Source organism: Haloarchaeobius caseinilyticus, assembly GCF_051207395.1.
Lineage (GTDB): Archaea > Halobacteriota > Halobacteria > Halobacteriales > Natrialbaceae > Haloarchaeobius.
In genome coordinates this window covers 1-15,712 of record NZ_JBPJZC010000002.1, presented here as the reverse complement: position 1 = coordinate 15,712, position 15,712 = coordinate 1, and the positions used below count along the sequence as shown (strand labels likewise).

At 64.9% G+C, this 15,712-nt stretch carries 18 protein-coding genes, 2 rRNA genes and 1 other RNA gene; 9 read left to right on the top strand and 12 right to left on the bottom strand.

The genetic code is table 11. The features are described 5' to 3' along the window. The first annotated feature begins 41 nt into the window (after positions 1-41). Positions 42-449 carry a CoA-binding protein gene (locus ACSC1P_RS11360; RefSeq protein ID WP_435360298.1) on the top strand — a complete coding sequence of 136 codons (408 nt, stop codon included), beginning with the start codon at positions 42-44 and terminating at the stop codon, positions 447-449. A 21-nt stretch (positions 450-470) separates the two neighbouring features. Here the strand turns inward: ACSC1P_RS11360 and ACSC1P_RS11355 are convergent, their stop codons facing one another. Both ACSC1P_RS11355 and ACSC1P_RS11350 read right to left on the bottom strand, forming a co-directional pair. Then, positions 471-1,451, bottom strand: coding sequence for a PLP-dependent cysteine synthase family protein (locus ACSC1P_RS11355; RefSeq protein WP_435360297.1), 981 nt, complete (start codon positions 1,449-1,451; stop codon positions 471-473). Between the two features lie 77 nt (positions 1,452-1,528). Beyond that, positions 1,529-1,894 (bottom strand): DUF5798 family protein, encoded by a 366-nt coding sequence (locus tag ACSC1P_RS11350; RefSeq protein WP_435360296.1) that lies wholly within the window; start codon positions 1,892-1,894, stop codon positions 1,529-1,531. 124 nt (positions 1,895-2,018) lie between these two features. On the opposite strand from ACSC1P_RS11350, the gene ACSC1P_RS11345 reads away from it, so the two are divergent. The 3 genes from ACSC1P_RS11345 (at position 2,019) to ACSC1P_RS11335 (ending at position 4,217) form a co-directional block, all read left to right on the top strand. Beyond that, positions 2,019-2,444, top strand: coding sequence for a DUF7548 family protein (locus ACSC1P_RS11345; RefSeq protein WP_435360295.1), 426 nt, complete (start codon positions 2,019-2,021; stop codon positions 2,442-2,444). Between the two features lie 88 nt (positions 2,445-2,532). Next, positions 2,533-2,844, top strand: an RNA gene (gene ffs, locus ACSC1P_RS11340) — signal recognition particle sRNA. Between the two features lie 158 nt (positions 2,845-3,002). Continuing rightward, positions 3,003-4,217, top strand: a complete 1,215-nt coding sequence (locus ACSC1P_RS11335; RefSeq protein WP_435360294.1) for a DUF8058 family membrane protein — start codon at positions 3,003-3,005, stop codon at positions 4,215-4,217. A 32-nt stretch (positions 4,218-4,249) separates the two neighbouring features. Here ACSC1P_RS11335 and ACSC1P_RS11330 read toward each other — a convergent pair whose 3' ends face one another. From ACSC1P_RS11330 to ACSC1P_RS11315, 4 genes are all read right to left on the bottom strand, one after another. Further along, entirely contained in the window at positions 4,250-5,164 is a 915-nt protein-coding gene (locus ACSC1P_RS11330) for a mechanosensitive ion channel family protein (RefSeq protein WP_435360293.1), read from the bottom strand. Continuing rightward, positions 5,164-5,409 carry a YhbY family RNA-binding protein gene (locus ACSC1P_RS11325; RefSeq protein ID WP_435360292.1) on the bottom strand — a complete coding sequence of 82 codons (246 nt, stop codon included), beginning with the start codon at positions 5,407-5,409 and terminating at the stop codon, positions 5,164-5,166. The genes ACSC1P_RS11330 and ACSC1P_RS11325 overlap by 1 nt, the downstream gene beginning before the upstream one ends. A gap of 96 nt (positions 5,410-5,505) precedes the next feature. Then, positions 5,506-5,940, bottom strand: coding sequence for a DUF7522 family protein (locus ACSC1P_RS11320; RefSeq protein WP_435360291.1), 435 nt, complete (start codon positions 5,938-5,940; stop codon positions 5,506-5,508). Between the two features lie 70 nt (positions 5,941-6,010). Beyond that, entirely contained in the window at positions 6,011-6,286 is a 276-nt protein-coding gene (locus ACSC1P_RS11315; RefSeq protein WP_435360290.1) for a ribonuclease P protein component 4, read from the bottom strand. Positions 6,287-6,680: 394 nt separating this feature from the next. Between ACSC1P_RS11315 and ACSC1P_RS11310 the strand changes: the two genes are divergently transcribed. After that, on the top strand, positions 6,681-7,766 hold the full coding sequence (locus ACSC1P_RS11310; RefSeq protein ID WP_435360289.1) for a glycosyltransferase family 4 protein: 1,086 nt from the start codon (positions 6,681-6,683) through the stop codon (positions 7,764-7,766). Positions 7,767-7,858: 92 nt separating this feature from the next. Then, positions 7,859-8,968: a glycosyltransferase gene (locus ACSC1P_RS11305; protein ID WP_435360288.1), complete on the top strand. Its 1,110-nt coding sequence runs from the start codon at positions 7,859-7,861 to the stop codon at positions 8,966-8,968. Positions 8,969-9,087: 119 nt separating this feature from the next. On the opposite strand, the gene ACSC1P_RS11300 is transcribed toward ACSC1P_RS11305, so the two are convergent. Both ACSC1P_RS11300 and ACSC1P_RS11295 read right to left on the bottom strand, forming a co-directional pair. Beyond that, positions 9,088-9,321, bottom strand: coding sequence for a hypothetical protein (locus ACSC1P_RS11300; protein WP_435360287.1), 234 nt, complete (start codon positions 9,319-9,321; stop codon positions 9,088-9,090). A 79-nt stretch (positions 9,322-9,400) separates the two neighbouring features. Beyond that, positions 9,401-9,805 (bottom strand): hypothetical protein, encoded by a 405-nt coding sequence (locus tag ACSC1P_RS11295; RefSeq protein ID WP_435360286.1) that lies wholly within the window; start codon positions 9,803-9,805, stop codon positions 9,401-9,403. 152 nt (positions 9,806-9,957) lie between these two features. Between ACSC1P_RS11295 and ACSC1P_RS11290 the strand changes: the two genes are divergently transcribed. After that, on the top strand, positions 9,958-10,464 hold the full coding sequence (locus tag ACSC1P_RS11290) for a hypothetical protein (RefSeq protein ID WP_435360285.1): 507 nt from the start codon (positions 9,958-9,960) through the stop codon (positions 10,462-10,464). A 20-nt stretch (positions 10,465-10,484) separates the two neighbouring features. On the opposite strand, the gene ACSC1P_RS11285 is transcribed toward ACSC1P_RS11290, so the two are convergent. Next, on the bottom strand, positions 10,485-11,246 hold the full coding sequence (locus ACSC1P_RS11285) for a DUF2797 domain-containing protein (RefSeq protein WP_435360284.1): 762 nt from the start codon (positions 11,244-11,246) through the stop codon (positions 10,485-10,487). Between the two features lie 196 nt (positions 11,247-11,442). Between ACSC1P_RS11285 and ACSC1P_RS11280 the strand changes: the two genes are divergently transcribed. Further along, positions 11,443-13,965 carry an efflux RND transporter permease subunit gene (locus ACSC1P_RS11280; protein WP_435360283.1) on the top strand — a complete coding sequence of 841 codons (2,523 nt, stop codon included), beginning with the start codon at positions 11,443-11,445 and terminating at the stop codon, positions 13,963-13,965. Positions 13,966-13,970: 5 nt separating this feature from the next. On the opposite strand, the gene ACSC1P_RS11275 is transcribed toward ACSC1P_RS11280, so the two are convergent. Then, positions 13,971-14,615, bottom strand: coding sequence for a DUF8102 family protein (locus ACSC1P_RS11275; protein ID WP_435360282.1), 645 nt, complete (start codon positions 14,613-14,615; stop codon positions 13,971-13,973). Between the two features lie 369 nt (positions 14,616-14,984). Here ACSC1P_RS11275 and ACSC1P_RS11270 point away from each other — a divergent pair, with 369 nt between their 5' ends. Then, entirely contained in the window at positions 14,985-15,320 is a 336-nt protein-coding gene (locus tag ACSC1P_RS11270; protein ID WP_435360281.1) for a BsuPI-related putative proteinase inhibitor, read from the top strand. 97 nt (positions 15,321-15,417) lie between these two features. Here ACSC1P_RS11270 and rrf (ACSC1P_RS11265) read toward each other — a convergent pair. Continuing rightward, positions 15,418-15,539, bottom strand: a 5S ribosomal RNA gene (rrf, locus tag ACSC1P_RS11265). Positions 15,540-15,598: 59 nt separating this feature from the next. Further along, positions 15,599-15,712, bottom strand: a 5S ribosomal RNA gene (rrf, locus tag ACSC1P_RS11260); the annotation flags it as partial.

Here is a 15,712-nt window from a genome sequence, read left to right as displayed (position 1 = left end):
TGCCCGGCACGTTTTTCGCCGTCGCGTCCGTCTCTCCGACCATGCCAGTCGACAGTGACGAAGCCCTCCGTGAGATACTCGACTACGACACCATCGCCGTGGTCGGCTGTTCGAATTCGCCCGGAAAGGCTGCACACGACATCCCGAAGTACATGCAGTCACACGGCTACCGAATCGTCCCCGTGAACCCCTTCGCAGACGAGATTCTCGGTGAGACGGCGTACGATTCGCTCGCCGACGTGGAGGGAGAAATCGACATCGTCGACGTGTTCCGGCCCTCCGGGGAGGTCGCCGGTATCGTCGACGAGGCAATCGCTCGTGACGACGTGAAAGTCGTCTGGACCCAGTTGGGCATCGAAGACGACGATGCGGCGAAGAAGGCAGAAGACGCCGGGCTGCAGGTCGTCCAGGACAAGTGCCTCAAAGTCGAACACTCGCGGCTCTGCTGAGCGTCTGCGCCGGTTCCTGCGCTATCCTTCCCACTCCTCGAACGGCCGGTAGATGCCCTTCGAGAGGTACCGCTCCGAGGAGTCGGGGAAGACGGTGACGACGGTGTCGTGTGGCGCGTCGATTTCGCCCGACGCGATGCGGTCTGCGACACCGCAGGCCGCGACGCTCGCAGCACCCGCAGACGAGGCGACGAGATGGCCTTCCTCGCTGGCGAGGCGGGCGACTTCTCCGTGGGCGGCGCGGTCTGCGACCTGGATCACGTCGTCCACGAGGTCCGGTTCGAACAGTTCGTTCGTGGTCACGTCGTGGGTGCCGATGCCCTCGATTTTGTACGGGGCTGCCTCGGGGTGGTCGCCTTTGAACTCACTGTACAGCGAGCCTTCGGGTTCGACCGCGGCGACGTAGGCGTCTGGCACCTGTTCGCGGACGTATCGTGCGATACCCATGAGTGTGCCCGCGGTGCCACAGCCGGCGACGACTGCGCCGACTTCGCCGTCGAGCGCGCCGACCAGTTCCGGGCCGGTCGTCTCGTAGTGTGCTTCGGTGTTCAGCGGGTTCTCGAACTGCTGGGGGACGATGGCGTCGTCGAGTTCCTCCGCGAGTTCGTGGGCGCGCTCGATGGCTCCACCCATGTCGTCCTCGGTCGGCGTGTTGATGACCTCGGCCCCGAGGGCACGCATGAGCTGTTGCTTCTCGAGCGAGAAGCGTTCAGGGACGACGAAGATGGCGTCCAGGTCGAGTTGGCCGGCGGCGACGGCGAGGCCGATGCCAGTGTTCCCCGCTGTCGGCTCGATGACCGTACCACCCGGCGAAATGTCGCCGCGTTCGAGCAACTGTTCGAGCATGTACTTCCCGATGCGGTCTTTGACGCTCGCACCGGGGTTGAACGATTCCAGTTTCGCGTACACCGGCACGTCGTCGGGCGAGGCGTGCACCCTGACGAGCGGCGTCTCCCCGATGGTGTCCAACACAGAGTCGAGTGGTTCCTCGTGGGTGGTCATACGCGGGCAATAGTTGCCACCACCCGATAGGTGTTGCCACTCGTTGGCCGGTCACCGGCCCCGAAGAAGGGTCGAACTCACTCGTTGGTCGTGCCGGACGAGTCCTCGCCCTCCGCTGGCGAGGCTTCGGCCTGCGTCACTGCGGGTTCTGCCGCGGCGGCGTCGTCGTCACTCGTCGCCTCTTCACCGGTCGCCTCGGCTTCGACGATGGCCCCGTCTGCGAGCACGTTGTCTACGTCGATGCCCTGTTCCTCGGCGAGCGCTTCGAGGAGGAGGCGTTGCTCTTCGAGTTCCGTCTCGACGCCCGTGACGCGTGTCGCCGTGGAGTCGACGTCTTCTTCGATTTTGATGACGCGCTCTCGGACGTCTTTCATCTGTGCGTAGAGCTGTTCTGCACGTTCTGCGACCGTCTGGAGTTTCTTCGCAGTTGAACCGAGTCCCATACCCACTACTGAGGCCTCCGAGGTGTTGTGCGTTCCGCCTCGGCTGGTGGTTCGTCTCGTCCACGACGCTCGTGGCCGCCGTCGCTTCGCCGTGTTTATGCTCTCGCCCTGCCGATTGCCTGACATGGTCGACGTCCGTACCCCTCCGACCGTCGGAATCGTCGCCGCACTCACGTTCCTCGTCGCCATCTTCTTCCCGTACGTCACCCTCTCTTCTGCCTCGGTTAGCGCGCTAGGGACGTACTACGGCTTCGGGCCCGTCGGACCGCCGTACCTCTCGCTGTTCGCACTCGTGGTGCTCGTCGTCTTCGCGGCCGGGCGCGAAGGCCGAACTGAGCCAGACCTCGCTGCAGGCGTCACACTCGTCGTCGGCCTCGCCACGGCGGGGCTGACGTTCCTGTGGGCCATCGCCGTGAGTGGTGACGTGGTGAGCAGCATCGGGACCGAAACGTGGCTGTCGTACCACCGCTGGGCCGTCCTCGCCGTCGCCCTCGTTCTGCCCGTCGCTGCGACGTGGTACGCCGATGTGCTCGGCCTCCTCCGCGGGTAACGACGAGCCGTGCCACCAATGGCCGAAATCTCGCCGCGGGCCAGCGGTTTCGAGTCGAAAAGACCTTAAGAGGCAAGCGGTTACGGTCGAGTGGACTAGGTCGGGCAGTTAGGCCCTGCTCGTCACCCGCGATACGGTCTTTAGCGGGGACCGAACCCTGGGTACGTCCGGTCAGACGCGACCGGGCCCCGGGAGCCGACGTAGAAACCTCGTCCGTCGGGGACGGCGGTCGCCGGGTTCCATCCGCAGGGATGGTTTCCCGACGTTAGTCGGCGGCAACGGGTCAGGCACGGAAGTGAGCAGCCCACCGTCGGACACCCGTCGCTCGATGGGTCGCGGGGCGGAGGAGGCGACCGGGATTCCCCGGCCGGGAACGCCGGGCAAGCCCAGCTGTCCGCCATTCATACCGCATTTTACACCGACCAGCGAGTGCTCTCTCGCCCGGTCGTCGACGACCACTTTCGCCGCAGAAACCCCACGATTCGGGAGCTTCGGGCTGACTGAGGAGTGATTCGCTATATCTGTAGAAACCTCGTTACTACGAGTGGAGAGTATGTCATGGACAGCGACACCCATCGTAGAGCGGCGGCACGGCCCGACGAACTGGTTTCAGTCGACGACGACCAGTTGGCCTCGGTCGACGCCGGCGGGGCGCTGGTCCCCGGTGGACCGACGACGACCGAGAAGAGGGCCGCGTCCGCCGGCGAGGCGGTGACGATAGCCGAAGCAGTTCCCGAGGAGTCGACTCTAACCTCGACTGTCGAGACCGAACGCTACGAGTTGCTGGTACCTGCGGATGGGTTCGTCGAATCTGGACTCTGGCTCGTGCTCGCGTACGTCGTCGCTGGGTATCTCCGCGGGCCAGCAGTCGTCGCTGCCCAGCGGTGGCAACCCGCCATCGCGCCCGACTCCGTGACGACGTGGCTCGCGGTGTTGCTCTGGCTCGTCGCTGGGGGTGTCGTCGTGCAGGCGGTCCGTCGCCAACTCTCGGCGAACCCGCAGTCGTTCCCGACGGCGAAGGCCAGACTGGATGCACTCGACGACCGCCGGCCGACACCGGCGACAGTGGTGTTCCTCGCCGTCGCCGGGCTGGTCGGACTCGTCCTCGGTGCGGCCGCGTGGCCGGCCGTCGATTCCCTGCTGGAGCGTGCGCTCGCGGTCGTCCTCGTCCGCGACGAGACGGTCGCGTTCACCGCACTCGACGCGGCGACACTGTGTGTGTTCGCCGTCGGTTTCGCGGTCGTCGCTCGCGCACTCGACCGACTCGTCGTCGGGGCCGTCTGCCAGCATATCGCGCGCTCGCTCCGGACCGTGGAAGCGGTCGGTGCAATCGAAGCGAACTCACCCGCCGACCGTGAGGCCGACGTGGTCTTCGGGTGGTTCGCGCTCGGTGCTGGGCTTGCGCTGACTGGCTACTGGGTCATCGCGCTTGCGTCGGGAGCCGCCGGTCCGGGCGTGACCGGGTCGCTCTCGGTGACGCTGGTCGGCGCGCTCGTCACGACGACCGCACTGTTCGTCGCCGGCACCGCGCTCTTGGTGGGTCACTCTGATGGGGACCGGGCGTTCCTCGTCGCGGTCGGTCTGTTGGTGTACGCCGCCGTCGACACCGCCAGCTACCTCGCGGAACTCGGTGACGCACTCGGCGTCGCGGTCTTCGTCTCGCTCGCCGGGCTCGCCATCGCCGTCGTGGTCATGGCGCTCGCCCGGGACCACCCCGGTGGCCGGACAGTGGCGGGCACAGGGCTCGACGACCACGAGCGTGGCTGGCACTGACGTGAAGAACGTGAAAAGGAGAGTTTCCGAACTCAGTCGTTCGCCTGAACGACCTCGGCGAGCTGTTCGACTTCGAGCGAGCCGCCGATAGTGCGGTTCGGGTACGGGATGTCGATGCCCTCCGCGTCGAACCGTTCTTTCACTGCCTGCACGTACTCACCGCGGGTGCGAACGAAGTCCGCACGCGACGGGTTCTCTATCCAGATGCGCGACTTGAGCCCGACAGAGGAGTCACCGAGTTCGGTCAGTCTGACCGAGGGCTCGGGGTCGTCCATGATGTTGGGGTGGCTCTCGGCCTCGTCGATGATGATTTCGGTCGCCTGGTCGATGTCGTCACCGTAGCCGATGCCGAAGAGGAACTGGAGGCGAAGCTGGTCCTTCGCGACCGGGTTCTTGATGACGCCGTCGGTGAGTTGCGAGTTCGGCACGGTCAGCAGTTCGTTGTCGAACGTGCGGACGCGCGTGACCCGCAGACTGATGTCCTCGACGATGCCCGAGTAGCCGTCCCACTCGATCCAGTCGCCGATTCTGAAGGGTTTGTCCGTGAAGATGAACACGCCCGCGACGAAGTTCGCGATGACGTCCTGCATGGCGAAGCCGATGGCGAGCGTCGCCGCCGCGCCGATGGTCGCTAGCGCGACGAGGATGTTCCCGTAGCCGGCGAACGCGAACGCGACGCCGATGGCCGCGAACAGGACGACGAACGACGTGAGTCGCTTCACCGGATTCTTCGCGTGTTCGTCGAGTCCACGTCGGTCCATCAGTCTCTCCACGAGCGGAGTGACGAACGCCCGACCGAGGACGTAGACGACGACGAGTGCAACGACGAACTTGAGCACGCCGGCGACCTGTGGGGCGTATCCCGACGGGATTCCGAGGTCGAACAATGCTTTCGCCAGCCCCTCTAGCTCACTACCGTCCGCTTGTAGCACGACTGCACCGAGCATCAGTGATACACCGCGGTGTTGCCGCGCGTCTCGATGAGCTCGGCGTTGACCGCGTCGGCGAGATCCTCGGCGAGTTCGTCGGTGGACGTGCCACCACGGGCCGCGCGCAAGAACTTCACCTTCACAAGTTCGTTCGACTCTAGCTGGTCTTTCAGTTCGTCTGTGACTGCCTCGATACCGCCCTTGCCGACCCAGACGGTCACGTCGAGGTCGTGGGCCTGTTTTCGCAGGTCCTCGTTACTCATATGCGGGTAGCTACAGTTGGGAGGGGTTTTAACCTTGCACCAAACGACTCAGCGCCTCGAACTCGGAGCATTCCGCTGCGAGAAGTCTGCTTTCGCTTACGTGTCCGCGTCCGGCCGGTCGTCGTCGCGGACGAGAGCCGACACCGCGTCGACGACTGCCATCACGTCGGTGTCGGGCGAGAGCGTGAGAAAGATGCCTTCGCGGTGGGCCATCACCCGAACCGCGATTACGTCCTCCATCACGGTCACGTGCGAGACGACGTCGCCCCCGCGCGGGAGCAGTTCGTTCTGGACGATGTCTCGTTCGGTCATGTCGCCCGCGGCGAACTCGTGGACTTCGTCGAAGTGTCGTCGCATCGCCGTGCCGTCGTCGTACAGCGCCATCGTCTGGGGTGAGACGAACGCGCGACGATACTGCTCGGGTGTGTAGACGATGACCGCCTGCAGTCGATGGTCGGCGACCTCACTCGCGGCCTGCACGACCGCATCCACGTCGAAACTTACGAGGTCGCCCGCGTTCGTCGGTCCCATGGTCGATACCGTGTGGTACGGTTTCAACCAACATAGTCGCTCTGGCGTGGAAAATCGAACTGATTCGCGACTACCGGTACGGATATCTCGCGATGTGTCCGCAGTCACAGGTGACGACGACCCGGCTGTCACCCAGTCGGACCCGCGCGTTCGTCCCTGGAAGCAAGTAGGCGTCGCACGCGTCGCAGGTGAAGCGCTTGAACCGGCGCGGGAGTCGGAGTCGGTTGCGCTCGGCGATTCGGCGCGCGAGGCGGACGTACTCTCGGGCGCGCTCGCCTTCGCCGGCCCGGGTCGCCTCGCGAGCGAGGGCGTCGAGGCGGTCGATTCGCTCCTCGGCGACTGTCATTGGGTGCAGATTGCTGGTGGACCGGGATATGCGTACCGTTCTCTGGGTTCGGTGTTCTGAGAGTGCGTCTTGTCTCTGTCGTCGCCGGTTCCTGTTCGTTCCGTTTCGTCATCCCCAGTTCGTTCGGGAAGCAGTACACTATCGCCGACGGAACATGACCGCACCGCATCTCCCACGCACCTCCCGCCTCGGCCTCCCCATCCGACTCGTCTCCAGAAATCAGAGATTTCTGTCGACTCGTCCCTCGCGCGACTACGTCGTGAGCCACTCGCGTTGCTCGTGACTCCCGACAGCGCGCGCCAGAGTGTCTGTCCCGAACGTCGTCGCTGACGGTCTGCCAGCCTCGCGCCACGAGTCACAAGCTTTTTTCCGTCGTCATGGGTCCAACAGGACAGTGCGAGTCCTGAACCACCTCGAATTCGAGTCACAGCTGGAACGAAGCGGGATGGGCACCGCGGCCGACCAGCAGCGCGAAGCACTGTCACGGGCAGCGCCCGACATCGACGTCGTCACTTCGCCGTGGACCGACGGGTCGCTGCCCGACGCGGTGTTCGCCTCGCGGGTCTTCGACGAGGACCTCTTCGCGGACTACGACGTGGCGCACTGCAACATGGTCGGGCCGGTGTCGCTGGCCATCGCCCGCCACGCGAAGCGCAACGACATCCCGCTCGTGTTGCACACCCACGTGACGAAAGAGGACTTCCGGGACTCCTTCCGGTTCTCGAATACGGTCGCGCCGGCGCTCGGTGTCTACCTCAAACACTTCTACTCGCAGGCAGACGTCGTGCTCTGTCCCTCTGAGTACACGAAGGGTGTCCTCGAATCCTACCCCGTCGACGCGCCCATCAAACCCATGTCGAACGGGCTTGACCTGACTTCGGTCGAGGGAGCCGACGAGTTCCGCGAGGAGACTCGCGAGCAGTACAACTTCGACGGCATGGTCGTCTTCGCGGTCGGGAACGTCTTCGAGCGAAAGGGCGTCACGATGTTCTGTGAACTCGCACAGGACACCGACTACGAGTTCGCGTGGTTCGGCCCCTACGACGACGGCCCGCACGGGTCGAAGGTGGTCAAACGATGGACGAAGAATCCGCCCGAGAACGTCACGTTCACCGGCTGGGTCGACGACAAGCGCATGGCCTTCGGCGCGGGCGACGTGTTCTGCTTCCCGGCGAAAGTCGAGAATCAGGGCCTCGTCGTGCTCGAAGCGATGGCCTGCGGGAAGGCGGTCGTCCTGCGCGACATCCCGGTCTTCCGCGAGTACTTCGAGGACGGTCACGACTGCCTCATCTGTGACTCCCACGAGGAGTTCGTCGACGCGCTCGACTACCTCGCCGAGAACCCCGACCTCCGCGAGCGACTCGGCGAGAACGCGAAAGAGACCGCCGCGAGCCACAGCCTCGAAGCCGTCGGTGAAGAACTCGTCTCGACCTACGAAGCGCTCCTCGACGGCCGCAACCCGCTCGGCGACGACGCGTAGCTCGGTCGCGACACTCTCTCAACCCGCGAATCGTCTCGGTTTCGCAACCGAAGTCAGGTCTTTTAAGTGTCAGTCACGGCATCTGGTCCACAATGACGCGCCAGGTCGCCGCCTTTACCGACACGTACCTGCCCACGGTGAACGGCGTGACCTACACCATCAAGTCCTGGCGAGACCGCTGGAACCGAAACGGCGGCTGGATGGACGTGGTGTATCCGCACTCGGACGACTACACTCCGGAGTCCAGCGAGCACCCGGTTCGCTCGATTCCGTTCCCCTTCTACGAGGGCTACCGCGTCGGCGCACCGCAGGTCCCCGAGGCCGTCGAACACGCCGACGTGATTCACGCCCACACCGCCTTCGCACTCGGGCTCGCCAGCCTCCGCCTCGCGCGGTCGAACGACAAACCGCTGGTCGCCTCGTACCACACGCCGACGGCCGAGTACGCCGACTACGTCCTCTCCTCCGACCGCCTCGTCGGCGGTGTCCAGCGCCTCAGCCAGCGCTACGAACGCTGGTTCTACGACCGCGCCGACCTCGTCATCGTCCCGTCGCGGCCGACCAAGCGCCACCTCGCGGAGTCGGTCGGCGTCGACAGTCGCATCGAAGTCGTCTCGAACGGCATCGACACCGAGCAGTTCCGGCCAGTCGACACGGCCGCGTTCCGCGAACGAAACGACCTCCGTGGGACACTCATCGGCTACACCGGCCGCCACGGCTACGAGAAACAACTCGACCAGATCATCTCGGCCGCTGAGCGACTCGACCGGGACGTGACGGTCGTCTTCGGCGGCGACGGCCCTGCCCGGGATGACCTCGAAGCGAGGGCCCGCCACAGTGACGCGGACGTGCGGTTCCTCGGCTTCCTCGAACGCGAGGAGATGCCCGCGTTCTACTCCGCTCTCGACGTGTTCACGTTCCCGTCGCCTGTCGAGACACAGGGACTGGTCGCACTCGAAGCGAACGCGTGCGGGACGCCAGTCGTCGGCGTGAACGCGGGCGCACTCGCGGAGACGGTCGACGACGGCCGGAACGGGTTCCACTTCGAGCGCGGCGATGTGGCCGACTTCGCCCGTGGCATCGAGCGCGCGCTCGACGACAGCGGCCGACTCTCGCAAAACTGTCTCGACGACCGCGATTCGGTCAGCATCGACCACGCAGTCAGTCGACTCGAAGAACTGTACGACGACGTGTCCCGGTGACCTGAACACGCGGGGCGGTTTCTCACGGCGTGTTCCGGTGGCGCTATCGACGGCTCCAACGACCCGAATCGCTACTGTACGTACTGTCCGGCGTTCTGGAGTGCAATCACGGCAACACGTCAGAGTACGTCCGCGGGCTCAACCCGCCGGAACCCGTCGACGAGCGCCACGAAGATTCCACAGGCAGCGACTACCGACAGCCCGAGTGCGACGAGACCGAACAGTCCGTTACCGGCGACGAAACGGACCCCAGAACAGAGTGTGGAGAGCCAGGCGAGCGAGAGTGCCGCTTTCGCGTGCGTCGCCGGCAACTCGCCCGAGAGGACGTACAGTGCGAGCAGGGACAGAGACATCGCTCGACTGGTCTTTCACGCTTCCGTGAACAAAAAGCCACTGGCTGCGGTGCGGTCAGGTCGCGAGCCGACTGCGGTACTAGTCTTCGAGCGCGTCGGCGATGCGCTTGAGCGCGCGAGTCTGGTCGCGGAGTTCGTCGCGAACCTGTCGAACTTCCTGAACGAGTTCTTCGTTGTCCACGCCGCCCTCTTCGCGACCCATGCCGCCAGGGCCGCCGGGACCACCGCCCATCATGCCGCCCATCATCTGTGCGAACGGGTTACCGCCACCACCACCCATGCCGCCGGGACCACCGGGGCCGCCAGGGCCGCCGCCCATTCCACCGGGACCGCCGGGACCGCCGCCCATCATCTCTTCCATGCGCTCGCGTCGTTCCTCGTCGGACTCTTCCTCACGTCGTTCGCGAATCTCTTCGACGCGCTCGCGGAACGATTTCTCCTCACCGTCGCTCGACTGCTCACCGTGGTCTTCCTCGTCTGCCATACGCCATCGTTCACTCTCTGGACCGAAAAGGGTTTTTCCTGCGCTGTCGCCACGATAGTCGCCATCTCGTCGTCGCTCCGCCCTCACTGGTTTCCTCCCGAATTCGTCCTCGACTCGCACCCTTTTCCCAGCGCCGCGAGTACGGACAGACGATGGTGGCCATCTACCTCCTCGCCCGTATCGCCGTCGTGGTCGGCTATTACTTCCTTCGGCTGATTCCGGTCGTCGGGCGCTGGGCCGCTCGGTCGTACGACGAGCAGATGTTCGGCCCACTCACAGACTCCTTCTCCGTGAGCGATATCACCGCGGCACGTGACGGCGACGAAGTCCGCGTGACGCTGACGCTAGCCAACGAGAACTGGCTCGACCTGTCTGTCGCCGGGGTGAATCTCCGTCTCGCCCGCGACGACGACGTGACGCTCGACCACGTGTTGTGGCCGCCCGCGTTCGGGACCGCTCCCGAGTCGATTTCGACCGAAGTCGTCCCCGGGGAAGGGGAGAACGAGTTGTCTCTCCGGTCGTACGTTCCCGACCCCGACGCCGACACGGTGTCCGTCGACGGGAGTATCCTGGTCCAGCCGTCGCTCACCGTGCGGGAGAAGACGTTCGCCGTGGGTCGCCGCGAGTTCGAAATCGAAACCGAGGCGGCCGAACTCTGATGCTACTCGGTCGAAAGCGCTCAGAACGCGTCTAAACTCGACTGAAGCCGACGCTCACTCTTCGTCTCGTCGACACCGTAGCCCACGAGGTCACGAAGGTCGACCGCGTACGTCGTCCCGCCGGCTTCGAGGACGAGGACCCGTCCCTGCACGCCGACGACGGTTCCCGACAGGACGGTCTCTGGAACGGGGTTCCGTGAGAGTGAGAATCCGTAGTCGAACGCGAAGGTGTCGATGGGGTCGAACGCGTCGAGCAGGTCTATCCACGCTGCCTCGTCGACCGACTCGGCGAGACCAGCGACCTTCGTGGGGACGCGTACCCGGTCGACGATACCGTAGTCGGCGGCATATTCGGCTTCGAGCTGGCGCGCGATGCGACCGTCCGCGACGGTACCGACGTGGGCCGCCCGGGCTGCGCCCTGTTCACGCAAGCGTGTCTGCAGTCGCCACGACCGGGTGACGCCGACTTTGAACACCGCCGGTGCGAAGGCTGCGAGGTAGATGGCGTGTTCCTCGTCACAGCTCGTGAGTGGTTTCTCGCAGTCGCCGCGACACCGCGCACACGGCCACGTACTCGTATGAAGTGGACAGTACGGAGCGGCCGGCCTGTCGCACGACCGATGGCCGTCGTCGGTCCTCGCCCCAGCACACCATCGCTCTCCGAGGGTGTAGGCCAACTCTGTCCCGGGAGTCAGCTCGATTCGACGAACGCGCCCATCCTCGACGATGGACAGCGCTGCGTCTTCCGCGCTGTCACCCACGTCGTACCCCACAATCTGCACAGGCCCGTCTACCAGTGGTCGGGGTAAATCCATTTCGCCACCAGTTCATAATCTGTTTTGGATTATAGAGTAGTTCGTTACCGTATGAACTTTTAGTGACTGGCAGCAAAGCGCCGCGCATGACAGTTCGAACTCGGTCGCGACTGCACTGGTCGCACCGACCCCTGCTGCAACCGACAGGCCGTGGACGCGATAGGTGGTCCTCGTGAACGCCGACCGACTCGCCGACGCCATCGTCAGCAACAGCAAAATCGTCATCGTCGTGCTGCTCCTCGCCACGCTGGCCATCGGCAGCGGCGCGTCACAGGTAGACACCTCCACCTCGACCGACAGCTTCCAGACCGACACCGACGCCGCGGACAAACTCGATTACATCGAGGAGAACTTCCGGACAGAGGGCGCGAATCGCACACTCGTACAGGTCGTCGTGCGGGGTGACGACGTGCTGACGAAGGAGTCACTCCTGCAGAGTCTGCGCTTCCAACAGACCCTGCGCGATAACGAGACTGTCCAGTCGACGCTCGTCGACGAGGGGCCGACCGTCGGTGTCTCGAACGCCGTCGCGTTCGCCGCCGTCCAGCGCGAGCGCGCACAGAGCGGGCAGCCCGGTGGCCCGCCGCCGAACCTCTCCGCACAGGTCAGCGCACTCGAATCCCTGTCCGAGGACGAGGTCGACTCGCTCGTGTCGTCCGTTCTCGCCGAGGACGCAGAGACACCCGGCGGTGACCCACTCGAACTCATGCCGACCGACTACGAACCCGGGTCGACCGACGCCGACGCCCGCGTCATGCTCGTCTTCCAGTCCGTGCCGCCGGACACTGGCAGCGACTTGCCCGAAGATGTAGCTACGGGACAGCTCGCCGTACAGGACCTCGCGGGTAAAGAACTCGGCGAGGAGTCGTTCGTCTTCGGTCTCGCCATCGTCGACGACGAAACCGGCCGCTCCATCGGTGACAGCTTCACCATCATCGGCCCGCTCGCACTCGTGCTCGTCCTCGTCACGCTCGTCATCGCCTACCGCGACCTCGTGGACATCGTCCTCAGCACGCTCGGCATCGGACTGGTCCTCGTCTGGATGCAGGGCTTCATGGGCTGGGCTGGCATCGACTTCTCGACGACGCTCATCGCGGTCCCCATCCTGCTCATCGGACTCGCCATCGACTACGCAATCCACGTCTTCATGCGCCATCGCGAGGCGCGTGACCGCGACCCCGACGCAGCACCTGGGGCCGCGATGCGCCGTGCACTCGCCGCGGTCGGCGTGGCGTTGCTCTGGGTCACCGCGACGACCACCATCGGGTTCCTCTCCAATCTTACCAGTCCGCTCCCGCCGCTCCAGAACTTCGGTCTCACCAGCGCGGCCGGCATCGTCAGCTCACTCGTCGTCTTCGGCGCGCTGATTCCCGCGCTCAAGGTCGAAGTCGACGCCCTCCTCGAACGATTCGGCGTCGACCGCCGGAAAGAACCGTTCGGTGGTGAACGAGGAGTAGTCGGCCGCATCCTCGCTATCGGAACTGCCGGGGCCAAGCGCGCACCTGTCGCCGTCCTCGTCCTCGCACTGCTCGTCTCCGCCGGTGGCGCGTACGGGGCGACGCAGGTCGACACCAGCTTCGACCGCGGTGACTTCCTCACCGAAGAGCCGCCGGGCTGGATGAAACAACTTCCCGAGCCGTTCGCCCCCGGGAACTACTCCATCCGCAAGCACGCCGACTTCCTCGACGACCGCTTCCTCCAGCAGAGTCAGTCCGCACAGGCCGAACTCCTGATACAGGGCGACATCTCGCAAGACGACACGCTCGAACGCGTCCAGCGTGTGCGTGACCGTGCCGCCGGAAGCGAGACGGTCATCACGCTGTCTGACGGCGAACCGCGTATCGCTGGTCCCCTCTCGACGATGCAGACCGTCGCCGTGCAAAACGAATCGTTCCGGCAGACCGTGACCGCCGCGGACACCGACGGGAACGGTGTGCCCGACCAGAACCTCACTGCAGTGTACGACGAACTGTACCGCGTCGCTCCCGAGCAAGCCAGTCGCGTCGTCGCCCGTGAAGACGACTCCTACGCTGCGCTCCGGATGCAAGTCGCGATCGAGGGCGGGGCCGCCGTCGAACAGGTCCGCGACGAGATGCAGGCTTCGGTCGAACCCGCACAGGGTGACGGGCTCACTGCGACCGCGACCGGCTCACCGGTCCTGACCGCCATCATCCAGGACGGCCTGCTCGAAACCGTGGTCGTCACGCTCGTCGTCACCGTGCTCGCCGTGCTGGCCGTCCTCGTCATCGGCTATCGCCTCCTCGCCGGGTACGCGAGTCTCGGGGCCATCACCATCGTTCCCGTCGTCCTCTCGCTCGCGTGGGTCCTCGGCGCGATGTGGCTCCTGAAGATTCCGTTCAACGCCCAGACGGCCCTCATCACGAGTCTCGGTATCGGCCTCGGCGTCGACTACAGCATCCACATGTCCGAACGCTTCACCGACGAACTGGAGCGCACCGCGAGCATCGACCAGGCGCTCACCGCGACCGTGGCCGGGACCGGCGGCGCACTGCTCGGCAGCGCGGTCACGACCGCCTCCGGCTTCTCCGTGCTGGCGCTCGCTATCGTGCCGTCGCTGCAGCGCTTCGGTATTGTCATCGGCATCGCCATCATCTTCGCGTTCGTCGCCGCGGTGTTCGTCCTCCCGAGCATCCTCGCGCTCTGGGGCCGAGCCGTGCCAGAATAGAACCCTCAGTTTTCGACCGGGATTCGGACCAACTCGTCAGAGAGCCACTCGGGGTCGCTCCCGAGGAACGCACCCACCCGGTCGATGAACTCGCTCTCTTCCATCCCGAGGTTCCCCTTCGACACGTCCAGTACCACCTCGTCGATGTCCGACAGCACCTCGTCGTCGCCCGCCATCACCGACATGAACGCATCGGGTGCGACTGGTTCACCAGCCCGCAACTTGGCCGCAACCGAGTCTAATCGCTCCGCACGCGACACCGAGACTTCGAACGTCACGTCCACGTCGACGGTCGTGCCGAACCCTTCCGCCGCGTACGCCTCTTCGGCGCGCGTGATAGCTGGCGCTAACACGTGCTCGAAGTCCATCCCAGCCTCCTTCAGGCCCATGTAGGTGAACGCCGTCATCCCCGTCAACCCGTACTCGAAGCCCGGGTCGTCCAGTCCCTTCTCGAAAATCTGGCGTCTGTCCTCCCGGTCCAGATTCCGAATCAAGAGATAGAAGTCCAAAATCCCGTGCGTGACGCGCTTGCGTATCCGCGCCTCCGCGTTCCGCTTCGACTGCTCGTGCGTCATCTCCGACAACCCCAGCAGATACTCTCGGTCCGCCTTCGAGAGCACCCCACGAGGCCTATCCGCGTCGAACTCCATAATCCGTTTCCGGTTATGCATCCGCCTCGCTTATGCGTGCCGACCGTGCGGACGACGGTTCCCCAACTCACAATCTGGCGCGCGCCGCCGAGCGTCCCGAGTGCGAAGCACGAGGAAGTGAGGTGTAGGCGCGCGAGGGATGAGCACCGCAACGAGCCGAAGGCGAGTGCGGAGCGCAGTCGGATGGGGAGGACGTGGCCGGGAGGGGCTGGCGCGGTGCGGTCATGTGCCATCAGCGCGAGTGAACTGCTTCTCGGAACCAGCACTCGACCCGATAGCCGGACGAACTCAGCCGACAGCGCGAACTCGAACCGACAACACCACTGCTAGCGAGAAAGACCTATGTCGCACCCGACAGTAACCCGCGGTATGTCACTTTCGGGCACACTCGACGCGACCAGAACCGCCGACACCGTCACCTTCCGCTTCACCATCACCAACACCGGGTCCGACCCCGTCGAACTCCAGTTCTCCGACAGCCAAACCCACGACGTCACCGTCGTCACCGACGAAGACACCGAATTCTGGCGCTGGGCCGACGACCAGATGTTCATGCAGATGCTCCAACAACAGACCATCGACCCCAACGACTCCGTCACCTACGAGTGCAGCTGGGACGACCCCCAACCCGGTACCTACGTCGCCGAAGCCTTCCTCGCCGCGAACAACGCCGACTGCGAAGCCAGCGCCGAGTTCTCGATCTGACCCACCGACCCGTTCGAGATAGTGTCGCCACTCGTCGTCGACGAATAGCAAAAAAGCCCCACAGAGCGACCACTCTGTGAAGCTGAATGAAGTATGAATGGGACGGCGAGTGACCTTTCCCAGAGGCTCGCGCACTCCAGTACTCAACCAAACGCAGGTGGGCTTAACTGCCGTGTTCGGGATGGGTACGGGTGTAACCCCACCGCTCTGGCCGTCTAACGCCGACCCGCGGAATCGAACCGCGGTGAACACCAGTGCCGGTCGTGTATGCGATATGAATGGGGCGGCGAACGAATTTTCCCAGAGGCTCGCGCACTCCAGTACTCGCCCGAACGCAGGTGAGCTTAACTACCGTGTTCGGGATGGGTACGGGTGTAACCTCACCGCTCTGG

What these genes read in the sequence shown, in the direction of transcription:
- ACSC1P_RS11360 (WP_435360298.1), top strand. Translation starts at nt 42, where the DNA reads ATGCCAGTCGACAGTGACGAAGCCCTCCGTGAGATACTCGACTACGAC.
- ACSC1P_RS11355 (WP_435360297.1), bottom strand. Translation starts at nt 1,451, where the DNA reads ATGACCACCCACGAGGAACCACTCGACTCTGTGTTGGACACCATCGGG.
- ACSC1P_RS11350 (WP_435360296.1), bottom strand. Translation starts at nt 1,894, where the DNA reads ATGGGACTCGGTTCAACTGCGAAGAAACTCCAGACGGTCGCAGAACGT.
- ACSC1P_RS11345 (WP_435360295.1), top strand. Translation starts at nt 2,019, where the DNA reads ATGGTCGACGTCCGTACCCCTCCGACCGTCGGAATCGTCGCCGCACTC.
- ACSC1P_RS11335 (WP_435360294.1), top strand. Translation starts at nt 3,003, where the DNA reads ATGGACAGCGACACCCATCGTAGAGCGGCGGCACGGCCCGACGAACTG.
- ACSC1P_RS11330 (WP_435360293.1), bottom strand. Translation starts at nt 5,164, where the DNA reads ATGCTCGGTGCAGTCGTGCTACAAGCGGACGGTAGTGAGCTAGAGGGG.
- ACSC1P_RS11325 (WP_435360292.1), bottom strand. Translation starts at nt 5,409, where the DNA reads ATGAGTAACGAGGACCTGCGAAAACAGGCCCACGACCTCGACGTGACC.
- ACSC1P_RS11320 (WP_435360291.1), bottom strand. Translation starts at nt 5,940, where the DNA reads ATGGGACCGACGAACGCGGGCGACCTCGTAAGTTTCGACGTGGATGCG.
- ACSC1P_RS11315 (WP_435360290.1), bottom strand. Translation starts at nt 6,286, where the DNA reads ATGACAGTCGCCGAGGAGCGAATCGACCGCCTCGACGCCCTCGCTCGC.
- ACSC1P_RS11305 (WP_435360288.1), top strand. Translation starts at nt 7,859, where the DNA reads ATGACGCGCCAGGTCGCCGCCTTTACCGACACGTACCTGCCCACGGTG.
- ACSC1P_RS11300 (WP_435360287.1), bottom strand. Translation starts at nt 9,321, where the DNA reads ATGTCTCTGTCCCTGCTCGCACTGTACGTCCTCTCGGGCGAGTTGCCG.
- ACSC1P_RS11295 (WP_435360286.1), bottom strand. Translation starts at nt 9,805, where the DNA reads ATGGCAGACGAGGAAGACCACGGTGAGCAGTCGAGCGACGGTGAGGAG.
- ACSC1P_RS11290 (WP_435360285.1), top strand. Translation starts at nt 9,958, where the DNA reads ATGGTGGCCATCTACCTCCTCGCCCGTATCGCCGTCGTGGTCGGCTAT.
- ACSC1P_RS11275 (WP_435360282.1), bottom strand. Translation starts at nt 14,615, where the DNA reads ATGGAGTTCGACGCGGATAGGCCTCGTGGGGTGCTCTCGAAGGCGGAC.
- ACSC1P_RS11270 (WP_435360281.1), top strand. Translation starts at nt 14,985, where the DNA reads ATGTCACTTTCGGGCACACTCGACGCGACCAGAACCGCCGACACCGTC.